We start from the raw sequence: 19,505 nt of genomic DNA on the forward strand, positions 1-19,505 counted from the left end.
ACGGGGCCGCGCCGGCACGCGCGCCACCAGGGAAGCGACGATGGATCTCGGCATTGAAGGAAAGACCGCGCTCGTATGCGCGGCCAGCAAGGGCCTCGGGCGCGGCTGCGCGGAAGCGCTGGCCGCGGAGGGCGTGAACCTCGTGATCGTCGCGCGTACGCGCGACACGCTGGAGGAAACCGCGGAAGAGATCCGGGCCGGCGCGAACGTGTCGGTCACGGCGGTCGCCTGCGACATCACGACGCCGGACGGCCGCGCGGCCGCGCTCGCCGCGTGCCCGCAGCCGGACATTCTGGTGACGAATGCCGGCGGCCCGCCGCCCGGCGACTTCCGCGACTTCTCGCACGACGACTGGATCCGTGCGCTCGAGTCGAACATGCTGACGCCGATCGAGCTGATCCGCGCGACCGTCGACGGGATGATCGGCCGCGGCTTCGGCCGGATCGTCAACATCACGAGTTCGGCCGTGAAGGCGCCGATCGACGTGCTGGCGCTGTCGAACGGTGCGCGCTCGGGGCTGACCGGCTTCGTCGCGGGGCTGTCGCGCAAGGTCGCGGGGCAGGGCGTGACGATCAACAACCTGCTGCCGGGGCTGTTCGACACCGACCGGATCGCGACGACGCTCGCCGCGTCGGCGCAGGCGCAGGGCGTGACGGTCGACGAGATGCGTGCGCGTCGCACCAGGGACATTCCGGCCGGGCGCCTCGGCACCCGCGCCGAGTTCGGCGCGGCCTGCGCGTTCCTCTGCAGCGTCCATGCGGGCTACATCACCGGGCAGAACTGGCTGCTCGACGGCGGCGCATATCCGGGTACGTTCTGACCCGCGCTTTTCGATTCACGACGACAACGACAACCGAACGACGAAGGAACTGGAGATGAGCAAACCCCGCATCGCACTGATTGCGCACGACGCGAAGAAGGACGAGATCGTCGCGCTCGCGGGCCAGTATCGCGAGACGCTCGCGCAATGCCGGCTGGTCGCCACCGGCACGACGGGCGGCCGCATCGCGGCCGCGCACGGGCTCGAGGTCGAGCGCAAGCTGTCGGGGCCGCTCGGCGGCGACCTGCAGATCGGCGCGGAGCTCGCCGACGGCCGGGTCGACATCGTCGTGTTCCTGCGCGACCCGATGACCGCGCAGCCGCACGATCCCGACATCACCGCGCTGGTGCGCGCGTGCGACGTGCACGACGTGCCGGTGGCGACCAACGTCGCGACCGCGCGGATGCTGCTCGACGATCTGGCGCGGAACATGCAGGACGTTTGCTAGGCGCGGGCCGCGTCCGATTGTCCCTGCCGGTGGCAGGGCCATGCACGGACGGCGGCGACGCGCGAGAATCGTGCGTCGCCACGCGCGCCTGCCGGCTCCTGCACGAATCGGTGCGACGCGCGCATCGGCGCCCCGGGTTTTCCTGACTGACAGACAGAAGAGGAGCAAAACGATGCCGAAAGCAATCCGATACGACCAGCCGGGCGGCCCGGACGTGATGAAGTGGGTCGATGTCGAGGTCGGCGCGCCAAAGGCGGGCGAAGTCCGCATCCGGCAACACGCCGTTGGGCTCAACTACATCGACGTGTATTTCCGCACGGGCCTGTATCCGCAGCCGCTGCCCGGCGGCCTCGGGATGGAGGCGGCGGGCGAGGTGACGGCCGTCGGCGACGGCGTGACCGCGTTCAAGGCCGGCGACCGTGTCGCCTATGTCGGCCAGCCGCCCGGCGCGTATGCGCAAGAGCGCGTGATGCCGGCCGAGCGCATCGTGAAGCTGCCGGACGGCATCGGCTACGACGACGCGGCGTCGGTGATGCTGCAGGGCCTGACCGCGCATTACCTGCTGCGCCGCACGTACCCGGTGAAGGCCGGCGACACGATCCTGATCCATGCGGCGGCCGGCGGCGTCGGCTTGCTCGTATGCCAGTGGGCGAAGGCGCTCGGCGCGACCGTAATCGGCACGGTCGGCTCCGACGAGAAGGCCGAACTCGCGAAGGCGCACGGCTGCGACCACCCGATCGTCTACACGCGCGAGAATTTCACGCAGCGCGTGAAGGCAATCACGAACGGCGCGGGCGTGCCGGTCGTCTACGATTCGATCGGCAAGGACACCTACATCGGCTCGCTCGACTGCCTTGCGCCGCTCGGCTACTTCGTCAGCTTCGGCAATGCGTCGGGCCCGCTGCCGCCGATCGACTCGAAGGAATTCTCGTCGCGCGGCTCGCTGTTCTTCACGCGGCCGACGCTGTTCTCGTACATCGCGAAGCGCGCCGATCTCGAGGCCGCGGCCGCCGAGCTGTTCGACGTGATCCTGTCGGGGAAGGTGAAGACGAGCATCAACCAGCGCTACCCGCTCGCCGAAGTCGGCCGCGCGCATGCCGATCTGGAAGCACGCAAGACCACCGGCTCGACGATCCTCGTTCCCTGACCCGTCCCCGCATGCCGGCGCGACGCCGGCATGCGCCTGTTGCGGGCGGCGCCCCGGCGCCGTCCGTCCCGCCTCGATTCGCATCCGTCCCGCCCCGCGCGTTTACGCGTTTTTTACACCCGCCCCGATACCTTTGACCCGCCCTTTACGCGCGTTCCCATAAGGTTCTAGTCGTCCGATTTCGACGACGGAGAACATAAAAATGGATGGGGTTTTCATCGGCGCACTGGTGCTCTTCACCGCGCTGACCCTCGGTTTGCTTGCCGGTTGCGACACGCTCGCGCAATACGGTCGCGGGGGGCGGGCATGACCTGGATGCTTTGGCTGGCTGGTGCGTCCACCGCGCTGCTGTTCGCGTATCTCGTCTTTGCGCTGCTGCGCGCGGAGGACATCGAATGAACGCGAACAACCTGTTGCAGACGCTGCTGTTCATCGTCGTGCTGCTGGCGGCGGCCGTGCCGGTCGCGCGCTACCTGAGCGCGGTGATGGACGGCAGTTCGCGCGTCGTGCGCGTGTTCGGGCCGCTCGAACGCGCGCTGTACCGCGTGGCCGGCGTCGACGCCGGCACCGAGATGAACTGGAAGCAGTATGCGGTCGCGACGATCGCGTTCAACGCGCTCGGCGTGCTGTTCCTTTACGGGCTGCTGCGCCTGCAGGGCTTCCTGCCCGGCAACCCGCAGCAGTTCGGCGCGATGACGCCCGACGGCGCGTTCAACACGGCCGTCAGCTTCGTCGCCAACACGAACTGGCAGGACTACGCGCCCGAGCAGACCGTCAGCTATCTGTCGCAGATGCTCGGCCTGACGGTGCAGAACTTCCTGTCGGCAGCGACCGGCATCGTCGTCGTGATCGCGCTGATCCGCGGCTTCGCGCGCCACACCGCGCAGACGATCGGCAACTTCTGGGTCGACCTCACGCGCGTGACGCTGTACGTGCTCGTGCCGATGGCGGCGCTCGTCGCCGCGCTGCTGATGAGCCAGGGCGTGCTGCAGAACATGAAGGCGTACCAGGACGTGCCGGTGTTGCAGGCGAGCACCTACGCGGCGCCGAAGCTCGATGCGCAGGGCAACCCGGTGAAGGACGACAAGGGCAACGCGGTCACGGTGCCGACCCCGCTCACGAAGCAGACGCTCGCGATGGGCCCGGTTGCGTCGCAGGAAGCGATCAAGATGCTCGGCACCAACGGCGGCGGTTTCTTCAATGCGAACTCCGCGCACCCGTACGAGAACCCGACGCCGTTCGCGAACTTCATCGAGATCTTCGCGATCCTGATCATCCCGGCCGCGCTGTGCCTGGTGTTCGGCCGCATGATCGGCGACCGCCGGCAGGGCGTCGCGGTGCTCGCGGCGATGACGGTCGCGTTCACGATCGCGATCGGCGTCGAGGTGAGTGCCGAGCAGGCCGGCAACCCGACGCTCGCCGCGCTGCACGTCGACCAGTCGGCGGGCGCGCTGCAGTCGGGCGGCAACATGGAAGGCAAGGAAACGCGCTTCGGGATCGCGCAGACCGGCATCTTCACGGTCGCGACCACGGCCGCGTCGTGCGGCGCGGTCGACGCGATGCACGATTCGCTGACGCCGATCGGCGGCCTCGTGCCGATGCTGCTGATGCAGCTCGGCGAAGTGGTCTACGGCGGCGTTGGCTCGGGTCTCTACGGGATGCTCGTGTTCGCGCTGCTCGCGGTGTTCGTCGCCGGCCTGATGATCGGCCGCACGCCGGAATACGTCGGCAAGAAGATCGAGTCGTACGAGATGAAGATGGTGTCGATCGTCGTGCTGCTCACGCCGCTGCTCGTGCTGGTCGGCACGTCGATCGCCGTGCTCGCCGATGCGGGCAAGGCCGGCATCGCGAACCCCGGCCCGCACGGCTTCTCGGAAATCCTCTATGCGTTCAGCTCGGCCGCGAACAACAACGGCAGCGCGTTCGCGGGCCTGACGGTCAGCACGCCGTTCTACAACTGGATGACCGCGATCGCGATGTGGTTCGGCCGCTTCGGCACGATCGTGCCGGTGCTGGCGATCGCCGGTTCCCTCGCCGCGAAGAAGCGCATCGCGGTGACGAGCGGCACGCTGCCGACCCACGGGCCGCTGTTCGTCGTGCTGCTGCTCGGCACCGTGCTGCTGGTGGGCGCGCTGACCTACGTGCCGGCGCTCGCGCTCGGGCCGGGCGTCGAGCACCTGATGATGTGGCTGGGCGCGTGATGCGCGCCCGCATGGCGACACGTTGAAAAGACTGAAGAGCTTGAAGAGATCGCAATGACTCAACATTCCGCAACACGGTCCATGTTCGACCCGGCGCTGCTGCGCCCGGCGATCGTGGACTCGTTCAAGAAACTCACGCCGCGCACGCAGTTCCGCAACCCGGTGATGTTCTGCGTGTACGTCGGCAGCATCCTGACCACGATCCTGTGGATCGCGGCGCTCGCCGGCCAGGCCGAGGCGCCCGCGGGCTTCATCCTCGCGGTCACGCTGTGGCTGTGGTTCACGGTGCTGTTCGCGAACTTCGCCGAAGCGCTCGCCGAAGGACGTTCGAAGGCGCAGGCCGCATCGCTGCGCAGCGCGAAGAAGGACGTGATGGCGAAGAAGCTCAACGAGCCGCATCCGAAGTCGCCGATCCGCATCACGACCGCGTCCGACCTGCGCAAAGGCGACGTCGTGCTGGTCGAGACCGGCGACGTGATCCCGGCCGACGGCGAGGTCGTCGACGGCGTCGCGTCGGTCGACGAATCGGCGATCACCGGCGAATCCGCACCGGTGATCCGCGAATCGGGCGGCGACTTCTCGTCGGTGACGGGCGGCACGCGCGTGCTGTCCGACTGGATCGTCGTCAAGGTCACCGCGAACCCCGGCGAGGCGTTCCTCGACCGGATGATCGCGATGGTCGAAGGCGCGAAGCGCAAGAAAACGCCGAACGAGATCGCGCTGACGATCCTGCTCGTCGCGCTGACGATCGTGATGCTGCTCGCGACCGCGACGCTGCTGCCGTTCTCGATGTTCTCGGTCGACGCGATGAAGGCCGGCCACGTGGTGACGATCACCGCGCTGGTCGCGCTGCTCGTGTGCCTGATCCCGACGACGATCGGCGGGCTGCTGTCCGCGATCGGCGTGGCCGGGATGAGCCGGATGATGCAGGCGAACGTGATCGCGACGTCGGGCCGCGCGGTGGAAGCGGCCGGCGACGTCGACGTGCTGCTGCTCGACAAGACCGGCACGATCACGCTCGGCAACCGCCAGGCGTCGACGTTCGTGCCGGCGCCGGGCGTGACCGAGGAAGCGCTGGCCGATGCCGCGCAACTGTCGTCGCTCGCCGACGAAACGCCGGAAGGGCGCAGCATCGTCGTGCTCGCGAAGGAGCGCTTCAACATCCGCCAGCGCGACATGGCGCAACTGCACGCGACGTTCCTCGGCTTTTCCGCGCAGACGCGGATGAGCGGCGTCGACCTGCCCGGTCGCGAGATCCGCAAGGGCGCGGCCGACGCGATCCGCCGCTACGTCGAAACCCACGGCAGCCGCTTCCCCGAGGAAGTGCGCCGCGCGGTGGACGACGTCGCGCGCCGCGGCAGCACGCCGCTCGTCGTCGCCGACCTGCAGGACGGGGCGGCGCGCGTGCTCGGCGTGATCGAGCTGAAGGACATCGTGAAGGGCGGCATCAAGGAGCGCTTCGCGGAACTGCGCAAGATGGGCATCAAGACCGTGATGGTGACGGGCGACAACCGGCTGACGGCCGCGGCGATCGCGGCGGAAGCGGGCGTCGACGATTTCCTCGCGGAAGCGACGCCGGAAACCAAGCTCGCGACGATTCGCGAGCATCAGGCGGCCGGGCGCCTCGTCGCGATGACGGGCGACGGCACCAACGACGCGCCGGCGCTCGCGCAGGCCGACGTCGCGGTGGCGATGAACACCGGCACGCAGGCGGCGAAGGAAGCCGGCAACATGGTCGACCTCGATTCGAACCCGACCAAGCTGATCGAGATCGTCGAGATCGGCAAGCAGATGCTGATGACGCGCGGGTCGCTGACGACGTTCTCGATCGCGAACGACATCGCGAAATATTTCGCGATCATCCCGGCCGCGTTCGTGACGACCTACCCGCAACTGCGCGTGCTCGACATCATGCACCTGACGTCGCCGGCGTCCGCGATCCTGTCTGCCGTGATCTTCAATGCGCTGATCATCGTCGCGCTGATTCCGCTCGCGCTGAAGGGCGTGACCTATCGGCCGCTCGGCGCCGCGTCGCTGCTGCGCCGCAACCTGCTGGTCTACGGCCTCGGCGGCGTGCTGCTGCCGTTCCCGTTCATCAAGCTGATCGACATGACGCTCGCCGCGCTCGGCTGGGCCTGAGCCGGCCGCACTGGAAGGAACCATCATGAAATCGTTGATTCGCCCGCTCGTCGTGCTGTTCGTCATCCTGACCGCCGTGACGGGACTCGCTTACCCCGCCGTGATGACCGTGTTCGGTCAGGCGGTGTTTCCGTCGCAGGCCAACGGCAGCCTGATCGAGCAGGACGGCAAGGTCGTCGGCTCCGCGTTGATCGGCCAGCCGTTCGATGCGCCGAAGTATTTCTGGGGCCGGCTGTCGGCCACCGCGCCGATGCCGTACAACGCGGCCGGCTCGGGCGGCTCGAACTTCGGCCCGCTGAACCCGTCGCTTCCCGACCAGGTGAAGGCGCGCATCGCCGCGTTGCGCGACGCCGGGACCGACCTGTCGAAACCGGTGCCGATCGACCTCGTGACCGCGTCGGCGAGCGGCCTCGATCCGGAAATCACGCCGGCCGCCGCCGCGTACCAGGTCGAGCGCGTCGCGAAGGCGCGCCATCTGGCGCCGGACGCGGTCGCGCAACTCGTCGCCGCGAACACGACGGGCCGCCAGTTCGGCGTGCTCGGCGAGCCGCGCGTGAACGTGCTGAAGCTGAATCTCGCGCTCGACGCCGCGCAGGCCGCGCACTGACCGATCGCGCGTGCCGACCGGCATCCGGCGCGGCCTGAGCCGCGCCGGACGCGCTTTTCCCGACGGCGCTTGCGCCGTCTTTGCCTTTTGCGGCGATTTGGAACCACAATGCTCGTACTCGCGCGCATCCGGGCGCTCCGCTTTCCTCACGCATGAACCGTCCCGATCCAGACCAACTTCTCGACAAGCTGCAGCGAGATGAAGAAAAGCAGCGGCGCGGCCAGCTCAAGATCTTCTTCGGCGCGTCCGCCGGCGTCGGCAAGACCTACGCGATGCTGCAGGCCGCGCGCCAGCGCCGGCAGGATGGCGTCGACGTCGTCGTCGGCATCGTCGAGACCCACGGCCGCAGCGAGACCGCCGCGCTGCTCGACGGCCTCGACGTGCTGCCGCCCGCCCGCATCGACTATCGCGGCCGCACGCTCGCCGAATTCGATCTGGACGGCGCACTTGCGCGGGCGCCGCAACTGATCCTCGTCGACGAGCTCGCGCATTCGAACGTGCAGGGCGCACGCCACCTGAAGCGCTGGCAGGACGTCTACGAGCTGCTCGACGCGGGCATCGACGTCTATACGACCGTCAACGTCCAGCATCTCGAAAGCCTGAACGACGTGGTCGGCGCGATCACCGGCATCCGCGTGTGGGAGACCGTGCCCGATCGCGTGTTCGACGCGGCCGACGAAGTCACGCTCGTCGACCTGCCGGCCGAGGAACTGCTCGAGCGGATGCGCGACGGCAAGGTCTATCTCGCGCAGCAGGCCGAGCGCGCGGTGCGCAACTTCTTCCGCAAGGGCAATCTGATCGCGCTGCGCGAACTCGCGCTGCGGCGCACGGCCGATCGCGTCGACGCGCAGATGCGCGAGTACCGCGCCGACCGTTCGATCCAGCGCATCTGGCAGGCGCGCGAGCGGTTGCTGGTGTGCGTCGGGCCCGGCCCCGAAGCGCCGACGCTCGTGCGCGCGGCCGCGCGGCTCGCGGCGAGCCTGAAGGCCGACTGGATCGCCGTGTACGTCGAGACGCCGCGCCTGCAGCGGCTGCCCGACGCGCGGCGGCAGCGCACCCTCGACGCGCTGAAGCTCGCGGCCGAGCTCGGCGCGGAGACGGCCACGCTCGCCGGCGCCGACGCGGTCGCCGCGCTGATCGGCTATGCGAAGGTGCGCAACGTGTCGAAGCTGGTCGCGGGCGGCTCGCCGAAGGTGGGGCTCGCGCGCCGCTTCGCGCGGCCGTTCGGCGAGCAGCTGGCGGAACGCGCGGGCGACGTCGACCTGATGCTGATTCGCGCATCCGCGAGCGACGAGGCGCGCGCCGCGCCGCTCGACGCGCGGGCGCGCGACTGGCGCGATGCGTTCGCGCAGTTCGGCACGCACCGCTCGCCGCCGCGCCATTACGCGTATGCGGCCGCGATCTGCGCGGCGATCACCGTCGTCGCGAGTGTCGTGTCCGGGCGGCTCGACCTCACGAATCTCGTGATGCTGTACCTGCTCGGCGTGGTGTTCTCGGCCGTGCGGCTCGGGCGCGGCCCGGGCGTGCTGCAGTCGTTCCTGTCGGTGGCCGCGTTCGATTTCTTCTTCGTGCCGCCGCGCATGTCGTTCTCGGTCAGCGACACGCAATACCTGCTGACCTTCTTCGGGATGCTGCTGACGTCGCTCGTGATCAGCCACCTGACATCGACGCTGACGCGCCAGGCGAGCGTCGCGCAGCGCCGCGAGCGCCGCACCGGCGCGATCTACGCGATGGCGCGCGAACTCGGCGCGGCGCTGACGACCGAGCAGATCGTCGAGATCGGCAGCCGCCACGTCGGCGAAGTGTTCCGCGCGCGTGTCGCGTTCCTGCTGCCCGACAGCGCGGACCAGGTGCGGCAGAAGATCGAGGAGCCCGACGCGGCCGTCACGCTGACGGGCGCGGAGCTCGACAGCGACGTCGGCCAGTGGGTGTACGACCAGCAGAAGCCGGCCGGCCGCGGCACCGATACGCTGCCGGCGACGGCCGCGCTGTACCTGCCGCTGAAGGCGCCGATGCGCACGCGCGGCGTGCTCGCGGTCGCGTCGCGCGAGCCGCGCGAACTCGAGGTGCCCGAGCAGCAGCGGATGCTCGACGCATTCGCCGCGCAGATCGCGCTCGCGCTGGAGCGCGTGCACTACGTCGAGATCGCGCGCGACGCGCTCGTCAACATGGAATCCGAACGGCTGCGCAACTCGCTGCTGTCGGCGATCTCGCACGACCTGCGCACGCCGCTCACGACGATCGTCGGCTTCTCGTCGATGCTCGCGAACGGGCGCGCGGCCGCGCAGGCGGGCGACGCCGCGGCGGCCGCGCGGCTCGCGCAGCGCGAGGGCGAACTCGTCGACGCGATCCACGACGAGGCGCTGCGCATGACGGGCATCGTCACGAACCTGCTCGACATGGCGCGGCTGCAGGCCGGCAGCCTGCAGCTCAAGCGCCAGTGGTCGCTGCTCGAGGAAACCGTCGGCGCCGCGCTCGCCGCCTGCCGGCGGGTGCTCGCGCGCCATCCGGCGCGCGTTGCGCTGCCGGCCGACCTGCCGCTGCTGCAGATGGACGCGGTGCTGATGGAGCGGCTGTTCACCAACCTGTTCGAGAACGCGGCGAAGTACACGCCGCCCGATACGTCGCTCGACATCGGCGCCGAGCGCGTGACCGACGACGGGCAGCCATTCGTGCGCGTGCACGTCGACGATCACGGCCCGGGCCTGCCGGCCGGCATGGAAACGCGGATCTTCGACAAGTTCACGCGCGGCGAGAAGGAATCGGCGACGCCGGGCATCGGGCTCGGCCTCGCGATCTGCCGCGCGATCGTCGAGGCACACGGCGGTAAAATCGGCGCGCTGAACCGCACCGCGCCCGACGGCCACGTGACGGGCGCGCGCTTCTGGTTCACGCTGCCGGTCGACACGCCGCCGGCCGCGCCGGCCGTGCCCGACGACGAACCCGACCTGCCGGGCGCATCGCCCCCATCCGAGTCATTGCCAGACCATGAGTGAACCCAGCCTGACCGTCGTCCTGATCGAGGACGAAAAGCAGATCCGCCGCTTCGTGCGCGCCGCGCTCGAAGAGGAGGACATCGCGGTGTTCGAGGCCGAGACGGGCAAGCAGGGGCTGATCGACGCGGCGACGCGCAAGCCCGACCTCGTGATCGTCGACCTCGGGCTGCCCGATACCGACGGCCTCGACGTGATCCGCGAACTGCGCGGCTGGTCCGAGGTGCCGGTGATCGTGCTGTCCGCCCGCACGCAGGAAGAGGAGAAGGTCGCGGCGCTCGACGCGGGCGCCGACGACTACCTGACCAAGCCGTTCGGCGTGTCCGAACTGCGTGCGCGGATGCGCGCGCAACTGCGCCGGCGCAATCAGGGCGGCGCGAACGAGTCGCCGAAGGTGACCTTCGGCAGCGTGACCGTCGATCTCGCGCTGCGCCAGGTATGGCGCGACGATGCGATCGTGCACCTGACGCCGCTCGAATACCGGCTGCTCGCGACGCTCGTGCGTCACGCGGGGCGCGTGCTCACGCACCGCCAGCTGCTGCGCGACGTGTGGGGGCCGTCGCACGTCGAGAGCCATCACTACCTGCGCATCTACATGGCGCACCTGCGCCAGAAGCTCGAGGCCGATCCCGCGCAGCCCGAGCACATCGTCACCGAGACGGGCGTCGGCTACCGGCTCGTCGGCGCCGTGTGACGGGCGGTGCGCGGCGGCGCATGCGGCCGTGACGCCGCGCATCGGCGGGGTTGCGCCGGCGCGACAGCCTCGCGATGAGCGCCGGCCTTGCACACCGGCTGCGCAATCCCCGCTATCCTGACCATTCCGCGAACGAAAACGAGGAGCGTGCAATGTCCGTCCGTCTGGTCGTCCTCTGTGCGCTCGCGCTGGCTGCGCCCGGCGCGTTCGCCCAGCCGCTGCCGCCCGGGCAGCAGCCGTCCGCGCAGGCGGCGCTGGCCAATCCCGCGTCGGTCAACTGCGAGAAGCTCGGCGGTCGCCACGTGGTCCGCAGCCTGCCGCGCGGGCAGGTCGGCATGTGCATGTTCAAGGATGGCCGCGTGTGCGAGGAGTGGGCGCTGTACCGCGACGACCGCTGCGTCGGCGGCGTCGCGCCGAAGCGCGTGGCGAACTGACCGCGCCCGGTCGATCCGGCCCCGGATCGGCCGCCGGCGAGCCCGGCAGCCGGCAGGTCCGTAAGCCTCTTGTTATACTCGGCGCCGCCCGGGGACGACCCCGGGTCATTCGCTTCAACGGGGACGGCCCCATCCGATACGGAGTACGTCGAGATGGCGTGGGTATGGTTGTTGATCGCCGGTTTGCTGGAAGTGGCCTGGGCGGCCGGCTTGAAATCGTCGGACGGCTTCACGAAGCTCGGTCCGTCGGTGTTTACGATCGTGACGGCGCTGGCCAGCTTCGGGCTGCTCGCGGTCGCGATGCGCCAGTTGCCGCTCGGTACCGCGTACGCGGTGTGGACGGGCATCGGCGCGGTCGGCGCGTTCGTGTTCGGCATCGTGATGATGGGCGAGGCGCTGACCGTCGCGCGCGTCGCGAGCGCGGCGCTGATCGTCGCGGGGCTGGTCGGCCTGAAGCTGTCGTCGGCCGCCTGACGACGGTATCCCGGGTGCGCAGGCGCCCGGGCGCCGCCTTGCCCCGCGGAATTGCGCCGGTCGCCCGCCCAGCCTGTCTATAATGGAACGCATTCGGGCCTGAATCCCGTCGTGCTTCTCGCGGCACGCGGTGCCGGTCGCCACGCGCCGCGCGGCCAATCTGTCCGACCCGATCCGATCAATCGGCAAAACGCACGGAAAGTGCAAGGAGAGGGCCATGATCGAAGCCATTTCGCTCGGCGCGGGGCTCGCGTGGGCGAGCGGCCTGCGCCTGTACCTGACGGTCCTGATCGCCGGCGTGCTGGCGCGGTTCGGCTGGCTCCATCTACCCGACACGCTGGCCGTGCTGATGTCGCCGTGGGTGATCGGCGCCGCGGCCGTGCTCACCGTGACCGAGTTCCTTGCCGACAAGATCCCCGCGTTCGACTCGCTGTGGGATGCCGTGCATACCTTCATCCGCATCCCGGCCGGGGCCGTGCTCGCGGCCGGCGCGCTCGGCCATGCCGACCCGACCATGCTGGCGGTCGCGGGTCTCGCCGGCGGCTCGCTCGCCGGCGCCGCGCACGTGGCGAAGGCCGGCACGCGCGCGCTGATCAACCTGTCTCCCGAACCGATTTCGAACTGGGTCGCTTCGTCGACCGAGGACGGTCTCGTGGTCGGCGGGCTCGTCCTCGCGTTCTTCGTTCCGCTCGCGTTCCTCGTGCTGCTCGCCGCGTTCATCGCGGCGTCGGCGTGGGCGCTGCCGCGTCTGTGGCGCGGCGTGTCGGGCGGTTTTCGCGGGATGGCGAACCACATGGTGTCGCGGCTCAACTCGATCGGAGGGAAACGCGATTGAAGGGGCCGCAACACGCGGCGCAGCCGCCGGCCGGGCCATCCGGCCATGACGGGCGCGCGCATGCGGGCCGCTTCGGTCTGCGCGACCTGATCCACCAGGCTGCCCGGATGACCGCGCGCGACTGGCGCGCGGGCGAACTGACGCTGCTCGTCTTCGCGCTGGTGCTCGCGGTCGCGGCGCTGACGAGCGTCGGCTTTCTCGCCGATCGCCTGCGCCAGGGGCTCGAGCGCGACGCGCGCCAGATGCTCGGCGCCGATTTCGTCGTGCGCGCCGATCATCCGGTCGATCCGTCGTTCGACCGGCAGGCCCGCGCGCTCGGCCTGCGTACCGCGACGACCGCCATTTTTCCGAGCATGATCGCGGCCGCCGCGGGCGGGCAGGCGGCCGACGCGGCGCCGTCGCGCCTCGCGGCCGTGAAGGCCGTGTCGCCCGGGTATCCGCTGCGCGGCGCGGTCGAGATTCTGCCGGCCGGTGCCGCCACTGCGCAGAAGGCGGCCGCGATTCCCGCGCCCGGCACCGTATGGGCCGACCCGGTGCTGCTCGACGCGCTGCACCTGAAGGCCGGCGATACGGTGCGGGTCGGGCTGCGTACATTTACGGTCGCCGCCGCGATCACCCGCGAACTCGATCGCGGCTTTTCGTTCGTCAATTTTTCGCCACGGCTGATGATGCGCGCGGACGAGCTCGCCGCGACGGGGCTCACCGGCTACGGCAGCCGCGTCACGTACCGGCTGCTGGTCGCCGGCGATGCCCCGGCCATCGCGCGCTTCGAAACGTATGCGCACACGCGCGTCGACGGCGGGAAGCTGCGCGGCGTCGGGCTCGAGTCGTTGCAGGAAGGGCAGCCGCAGGTGCGGCAGACGCTGGATCGCGCGCGCCATTTCCTGACGCTCGTCGCGCTGCTGACCGCGCTGCTCGCGGCGGTCGCGATCGCGATGGCCGCGCAGCGCTACATGCGGCGTCATCTCGACGGCTGCGCGACGATGCGCTGTCTTGGCGTGAGCCGCCGCACGCTCGGCGCGCTGTTCGCGCTGGAATTCGCCGGCGTCGGCATCGTGTCGGGCGCCGCGGGCGCGGTGCTCGGCTATGCCGGCCACTGGGCGTTGCTGGCCGCGCTCGGCAGCCTGATCGACGTCGTGCTGCCGCCGCCGACGTTGTGGCCGGCGCTGATCGGCATGGGCGCCGCGCTCGTGCTGCTGCTCGGTTTCGCGCTGCCGCCGCTCGTGCCGCTCACGCGCGTGCCGCCGGTGCGCGTGCTGCGGCGCGAGTGGGGCGACGCGTCGCGCACCGCGTGGGCCGCGTACGCGATCGGCGTCGTGCTGTTCGCGGGGCTGCTGATCGTGGCCGCCGGCAACCTGAAGCTCGGCCTGATCGTCGCGGGCGGCTTTGCCGGTGCGCTGGTCGGTTTCGCGCTGATCGCCCGGCTCGTGCTGTTCGCCGCCGCGCGCGCGGTGCGCAATGCGCGCGTGGCCGCGGGCGTCGGCTGGCGTTACGCGCTGGCGTCGCTGCACCGACGCGGCACGGCCAGCGCGCTGCAGATCACCGCGCTCGCGCTCGGCCTGATGTGCCTGCTGCTGATCGCGATCACGCGCAACGACCTCGTGGCGGGCTGGCGGCAGTCGACACCGCCCGATGCGCCGAACCAGTTCCTGATCGACATCCAGCCCGACCAGCGCGCCGATGTCGCGGCCTATCTGGCCGCGCACGGCGTGCGCGACGCCGAGCCCGCGCCGATGGTGCGCGGCCGCCTCGTCGCGATCAACGGCAAGCCGGTGAATCCGGACGCGTACCCGTCCGAAGAGGCGCGCCGGCTCGTCGATCGCGAGTTCAACCTGTCGTATACGACCGAGCTGCCGTCCGACAACCGGATCGTCGAAGGCGACTGGTTCGGCACCGCGGCCACGCCGCAGATCTCGATCGAAGCCGGCCTCGCGAAGACGCTGAACGTGAAACCGGGCGACACGCTGCGCTTCGACGTGACGGGACTGACGGTCGACGCGCCCGTCACCAGCGTGCGCAAGCTCGACTGGGGCTCGTTCCGCGTCAACTTCTTCGTGCTGATGCCGCCGCCCGTGCTGAAGGATTTCCCGGCCGTCTACCTGACCAGCTTCCATCTGCCGGCCTCGGACGCCGCGCTGCTCGATCCGCTGATCGCGCGCTACCCGAACCTGACCGCGATCGACGTCGCGCCGATCCTCGCGCAGTTGCAGCGGATGATGCTGCAGGTGGTCGGGGCGGTGCAGTTCCTGTTCGCGTTCACGCTCGCGGCCGGGGTGCTCGTGCTGTACACGGCGCTCGCCGGCTCGCGCGACGAGCGCGTGCGCGAGGCCGCGCTGCTGCGCGCGCTCGGCGCGTCGCGCGCGCAGGTGAACGCGGTGCAGCGCGCGGAATTCGTCGTGGTCGGCGCGCTGGCCGGCGTGCTGGCATCGGCGGGCGCGATCGCGGTCGGCTGGGTGCTCGCCGCGCGCGTGTTCGACTTCCAGCTCGCCGTCGATCCGTGGCTCGTGCCGGCCGGCATCGCGGCCGGTGTCGTCTGCGCCGGTGCGGCCGGCTGGCTGAGCTTGCATAATGTGTTGCGGCGCCCCGCGCTGCAGTCGCTGCGCGACGCCTGAGCGTCGCCCGCGGCCCCGAAGATCCCGTTTCCCGACTATCCGTATGACCGATGTGAATGACGATGCGCCGTCGCAGCCGACGGCGTTCGAGCTCGTGGGCGGCGAAGCCCGCGTGCGCGAAATGGTGGACCGCTTCTACGACCTGATGGACCTCGAGCCGGAGTTCGCGCAGATTCGCGCGCTGCATCCGCCGTCGCTCGACGGTTCGCGCGACAAGCTGTTCTGGTTCCTGTGCGGCTGGCTCGGCGGCCCCGACCACTACATCAGCCGGTTCGGCCATCCGCGGCTGCGCGCGCGGCACCTGCCGTTCCCGATCGCGTCGGTCGAGCGCGACCAGTGGCTGCGCTGCATGGCGTGGGCGATGGAGGATGTCGGGTTGCCGGAGCCGCTGCGCGAGCGGCTCATGCATTCGTTCTACGACACGGCCGACTGGATGCGCAACCGGCCCGGTTGATCGACCGGTACGCCGCTGCCCGCGCGCGGGACGATCTGCGTCTGGGCGCCCGTGCCGCCCGGCGCGACACTGGCCGTTTCCATTCCCCCATCGATACGAGGCTCGCCCGATGACGACACAAGCGCTGTTTCGCGAAGACGCGTACCTCACGCAATGCGAGGCGATCGTCCAGGCCGTCGGCAACGACGGCATCCGGCTCGACCGCACGGTGTTCTATCCGCTCGGCGGCGGCCAGGCCGGCGACACCGGCACGCTGACGCTGCCCGACGGCAGCACGATCGCGATCGCCGACACGCGCAAGGCGAAGTTCGACGGTGCGACGCCCGACGACGCCGTGCACGTGCCCGCGCCGGGCCAGGAGGCGAGCGTCGCGACGCTCGCCCCCGGCACGCGCGTGGTCGCAGCGATCGACTGGCTGCGTCGCTACCGGCACATGCGCCTGCATACGGCCGCGCACTTGATGTGCGCGGTGCTGCCGTATGCGGTCGACGGCTGCAGCGTGACGGCCGACTACGTGCGGCTCGATTTCGCGACGTCCGACGCGATCGACCGCGACGACGTCGAGCGGCGCCTCGCGGGCTTCGTCGTCGGCGCGCATCCGGTCACGACCGAATGGATTACCGACGACGAGATGGCCGAGCGGCCCGAACTCGTGCGCACGATGAGCGTGAAGCCGCCGATGGGCCTCGGCCGCGTGCGGCTGCTGCGCATCGAAAACGTCGACCTGCAGCCGTGCGGCGGCACGCATGTGCGCAACACGTCCGAAATCGGTGGGCTGCGGGTCGCGAAACTGGAAAAGAAGAGTGCGCGCACACGGCGCCTCGTACTGGAGTTTGCATGACGATCGATACCGGGAAAGCAGGCGCGGCGGCGCTCGATCCGCAGGCACGGGAGATTCTCGATTTCTGGTTCGGCGCGCCGGGCTCGGCCGAATTCGGGCAGAACCGCACGGTCTGGTTCAATGGCGGCGCGGCATTCGACGACGTGCTGCGTACGCGCTATGGCGCGCTGCTCGACGCTGCATGCGACGGCGCTTGCGATCACTGGGCCGATTCGCCGTCGGGCGCGCTCGCGTTGATCGTCGTGCTCGACCAGTTCTCGCGCAACATCCATCGCGGCACGCCGCGCGCGTTTGCCGCCGATTCGAAGGCGCTCGCGCTCGCGCGCCGCGTCGTCGCGGCCGGCTGGGACGCGCGGTTGCCGAGCGGCCATCACCGTGCGTTCGCGTATCTGCCGTTCGAGCACGACGAGTCGGTCGAGAGCCAGCGCGAGGCCGTGCGTCTGTGCGCGGGCATCCGCGACGAGGCCGGGTGCGAGAGCTATCACCGCTTCGCATTGCTGCATGCGGCGGTCGTCGAGCGCTTCGGGCGCTTTCCGCACCGGAACGCGATTCTCGGCCGCGCGTCGACCGACGAGGAAACGGCGTTTCTGCGAGAGCCCGGCTCGTCGTTCTGACGATCCGGATGTCGACGTGATGACGGAAGGGGCGACGACCGTTGGAGCGCTGGCGGGCTCGGGCCGGCGCCGGTATCGCGCAAGGGCTGCGCACCGGCCGGGCGGATGAGCGCGGCCATTGCCGAAGAACAAAACGAAGGCGGGCAGGACGGCGCATCGCGCCGCCCGGTGTCACTGCAGGTGCTGTTCGGGCGTGCGCACGTAAACGCGCAGCAACTCGTCGTTGTCGCCCGGGCGGGCGCCCGTCCAGAACAGCTTCCACTCGCTGCCGGGCGCCGGCTCGACGGCCCGCACGCCCTGCACGATCATCCACGTGCAGCGCGTCGTCTTCGCGTCGTCGATCGGCGTGTGCTGGATGCCGGAGAAGTAGTACATCATCGGCGCCTCCGATTCGCCGAAGCCGGGCAGGCTCGCCATGCAGTCGCCGTCGTTCCATTCGAGCGCCAGATGCGCGTTCAGGTCGTCGAACACCGAGCGGTAGCTCTTCGCGGCATCGAGCCACGGCAGCAGCAGCGTGTAGACGAGCCCCCACGCGACGAGCGCGCCGACGCCCCACGACAGCGCGCCGCGCCACCGGCCCGTCGTGCGCAACTTCGGCAGCAGCGTCAGCCAGCCGACCGTCAGTGCGAGCGCGCCGGTCACGAGCGCGGGCTGGATCGGCATCGTCCAGTCGAGCGGCAGCCAGCGGCCGAGCAGCGCGAGATCGGCGCGCGACGCGGCCGGATCGGCCATCACCGCCCAGATCGCCCACGCGAGCACGACGACCGTGCCGAACAGGAGGCGGCTCAGGTAATCCCACGCGAGATGCAGCCGGCGCGGCAGGCGCTCGATCGCCTGCGCGGCGACCAGTGCGAGCGGTGCGAAGAACGGCAGGATGTAGAGCTGGCGCGACGTCGCGGATATTTGCAGCACCACGAGCCCGATACCGGCGAACAGCACGGGCAGCGCGACAGACGGCACGCGCCAGTCACGCCATGCGCCGCGTGCGAGCGCGACGATCGCGAGCGGTGCAATCGGGAAACCGACGGTCAGGAACGCGCGGAGAATGAAGAGCGGCTTGTCGTTTTCTGCCCCGAGCTCGGGGACGGAGAAACCGAAGAAGCGGCCGACGTTGTTGTCCCAGAACCACTTCATGAACAGCGTCTCCGAGCGCAGGAACAGCGCGGTCGGCCAGATCAGCGCGAACGGCGCGAACACGAGCGCGGCAATGCCGAGCGCGCGTGCGAACGAGCGGGTGCGGCAGGCCGGGTAGAGCACCAGTGTGCAGACGAGCGTGGCCGCGAACACGAGCGGCACGAACAGCCCCTTCGCCATCAGCGCGATGCCGACGCCCGCGCCGAAGAGCGGCGCGGCCCAGCGGCTCGCCGGGTGCACCGGCAGCCCGTGCCGCATCTGCTGCGCGCGCGCGACGTGCTGCATCACGAGTTCGAGCAGTCCGCAGAACCCCATTGCCGTACCGGCAAACAATGCGACGTCCGTCATCATGTCGTGCACGTGCTTGATGACGACGAGCGTGCCCGCGCTCAGCACGACCGGGCCGAGCACGCCCAGGTCGAACCAGTTCTCCGTCCGGCTGGCCACGCGGGCCGCACGTGCGATGAAGCCGAATGCGAGCGCGGCGAACAGGGCGCTCGCCAGGCGCGCCGCGTCGTGCAGCGGCATCACGCGCTGCAGCAGCCACGCGAGGCTGGTCGCGACCCACGCGTAAAGCGGCGGCTTTTCCATGAAGGGTAGGCCGGCATTGGTCGGCACGACGAAGTCGCCGGTCTCGAGCATGTGCTGGATGATGCCGAACGTGTAGGTTTCGTCCTGTTTCCACGGATCGTGGCCGAGCACGCCGGGCAGCGTGTACGCGCACACCAGGGCGGCAACGAACAACCAGGCGCGCCAGCCGAGCAGCAGCGCGCGGTCGCGCGCGGGGCTGGCGGCCGCGGTCGATGCGGCAACGGGCGTGCCGGCAACGTCGAGCGTCGCGATGACGTCGGTATCGGCGGTCGAGCGGGTGTGCGCGGCCGAGGCGGGCACGGACGTGCGTCGCCGGCTGGGCGCTGCGGTTCCAGGCATGGAAAAGATCTCGGGTCGAGTCGAGCCGGTCCGGCGACATGGGCTGGACCGATAAGGGGATTACATCCGGCTAACGGACAGGATGTTTAAGACACCTGTCTGAATGACCGCTAGTAGAGCACGGAATT

17 protein-coding genes are annotated in these 19,505 nt (G+C 70.1%); 16 read left to right on the forward strand and 1 reads right to left on the reverse strand.

Annotated elements, in window-relative coordinates; all coding sequences use genetic code 11:
- Positions 1 to 40 precede the first annotated feature (40 nt).
- From DFS13_RS14540 to DFS13_RS14615, 16 genes are all read left to right on the forward strand, one after another.
- A complete protein-coding gene (locus DFS13_RS14540; protein ID WP_006481870.1) occupies positions 41 to 820 on the forward strand; it encodes an SDR family oxidoreductase in 780 nt (259 codons plus the stop codon).
- A gap of 55 nt (positions 821 to 875) precedes the next feature.
- The gene (locus tag DFS13_RS14545) at positions 876 to 1,268 is read left to right on the forward strand and encodes a methylglyoxal synthase (protein ID WP_006478230.1); all 393 of its coding nucleotides are present in this window, start codon (positions 876 to 878) and stop codon (positions 1,266 to 1,268) included.
- Between the two features lie 172 nt (positions 1,269 to 1,440).
- Positions 1,441 to 2,415 (forward strand): quinone oxidoreductase, encoded by a 975-nt coding sequence (locus tag DFS13_RS14550; protein WP_006481869.1) that lies wholly within the window; start codon positions 1,441 to 1,443, stop codon positions 2,413 to 2,415.
- A 306-nt stretch (positions 2,416 to 2,721) separates the two neighbouring features.
- On the forward strand, positions 2,722 to 2,814 hold the full coding sequence (gene kdpF / locus DFS13_RS14555) for a K(+)-transporting ATPase subunit F (protein ID WP_006752209.1): 93 nt from the start codon (positions 2,722 to 2,724) through the stop codon (positions 2,812 to 2,814).
- The gene (kdpA, locus tag DFS13_RS14560) at positions 2,811 to 4,616 is read left to right on the forward strand and encodes a potassium-transporting ATPase subunit KdpA (RefSeq protein ID WP_006497030.1); all 1,806 of its coding nucleotides are present in this window, start codon (positions 2,811 to 2,813) and stop codon (positions 4,614 to 4,616) included. Before kdpF ends, kdpA begins: the two co-directional genes overlap by 4 nt.
- A 54-nt stretch (positions 4,617 to 4,670) precedes the next feature.
- Positions 4,671 to 6,755, forward strand: a complete 2,085-nt coding sequence (gene kdpB / locus DFS13_RS14565; RefSeq protein ID WP_043205568.1) for a potassium-transporting ATPase subunit KdpB — start codon at positions 4,671 to 4,673, stop codon at positions 6,753 to 6,755.
- Positions 6,756 to 6,780: 25 nt separating this feature from the next.
- Positions 6,781 to 7,362, forward strand: a complete 582-nt coding sequence (kdpC, locus tag DFS13_RS14570; protein WP_006497028.1) for a potassium-transporting ATPase subunit KdpC — start codon at positions 6,781 to 6,783, stop codon at positions 7,360 to 7,362.
- 152 nt (positions 7,363 to 7,514) lie between these two features.
- Complete coding sequence (locus DFS13_RS14575) at positions 7,515 to 10,358, forward strand: DUF4118 domain-containing protein (RefSeq protein ID WP_060266927.1); 2,844 nt, start codon at positions 7,515 to 7,517, stop codon at positions 10,356 to 10,358.
- On the forward strand, positions 10,351 to 11,049 hold the full coding sequence (kdpE, locus tag DFS13_RS14580) for a two-component system response regulator KdpE (protein WP_006483513.1): 699 nt from the start codon (positions 10,351 to 10,353) through the stop codon (positions 11,047 to 11,049). Before DFS13_RS14575 ends, kdpE begins: the two co-directional genes overlap by 8 nt.
- A gap of 152 nt (positions 11,050 to 11,201) precedes the next feature.
- On the forward strand, positions 11,202 to 11,483 hold the full coding sequence (locus tag DFS13_RS14585; protein ID WP_077188902.1) for a DUF333 domain-containing protein: 282 nt from the start codon (positions 11,202 to 11,204) through the stop codon (positions 11,481 to 11,483).
- 153 nt (positions 11,484 to 11,636) lie between these two features.
- Complete coding sequence (gene sugE, locus DFS13_RS14590) at positions 11,637 to 11,957, forward strand: quaternary ammonium compound efflux SMR transporter SugE (protein WP_006497024.1); 321 nt, start codon at positions 11,637 to 11,639, stop codon at positions 11,955 to 11,957.
- Between the two features lie 217 nt (positions 11,958 to 12,174).
- Positions 12,175 to 12,792, forward strand: coding sequence for a DUF4126 domain-containing protein (locus DFS13_RS14595; RefSeq protein WP_006483514.1), 618 nt, complete (start codon positions 12,175 to 12,177; stop codon positions 12,790 to 12,792).
- Complete coding sequence (locus DFS13_RS14600; protein WP_059721342.1) at positions 12,789 to 15,404, forward strand: ABC transporter permease; 2,616 nt, start codon at positions 12,789 to 12,791, stop codon at positions 15,402 to 15,404. Before DFS13_RS14595 ends, DFS13_RS14600 begins: the two co-directional genes overlap by 4 nt.
- Positions 15,405 to 15,447: 43 nt before the next feature.
- Complete coding sequence (locus DFS13_RS14605; protein WP_006488211.1) at positions 15,448 to 15,858, forward strand: group II truncated hemoglobin; 411 nt, start codon at positions 15,448 to 15,450, stop codon at positions 15,856 to 15,858.
- A 109-nt stretch (positions 15,859 to 15,967) separates the two neighbouring features.
- Entirely contained in the window at positions 15,968 to 16,699 is a 732-nt protein-coding gene (locus DFS13_RS14610) for an alanyl-tRNA editing protein (protein ID WP_111441844.1), read from the forward strand.
- Positions 16,696 to 17,313 (forward strand): DUF924 family protein, encoded by a 618-nt coding sequence (locus tag DFS13_RS14615; RefSeq protein ID WP_006488213.1) that lies wholly within the window; start codon positions 16,696 to 16,698, stop codon positions 17,311 to 17,313. Before DFS13_RS14610 ends, DFS13_RS14615 begins: the two co-directional genes overlap by 4 nt.
- Before the next feature lie 171 nt (positions 17,314 to 17,484).
- Here the strand turns inward: DFS13_RS14615 and DFS13_RS14620 are convergent, their stop codons facing one another.
- Complete coding sequence (locus DFS13_RS14620; protein ID WP_058901660.1) at positions 17,485 to 19,377, reverse strand: glycosyltransferase family 39 protein; 1,893 nt, start codon at positions 19,375 to 19,377, stop codon at positions 17,485 to 17,487.
- Positions 19,378 to 19,505: the final 128 nt, after the last annotated feature.

It is taken from the genome of Burkholderia sp. 28_3, from assembly GCF_003253915.1.
Classification (GTDB): domain Bacteria; phylum Pseudomonadota; class Gammaproteobacteria; order Burkholderiales; family Burkholderiaceae; genus Burkholderia; species Burkholderia cenocepacia.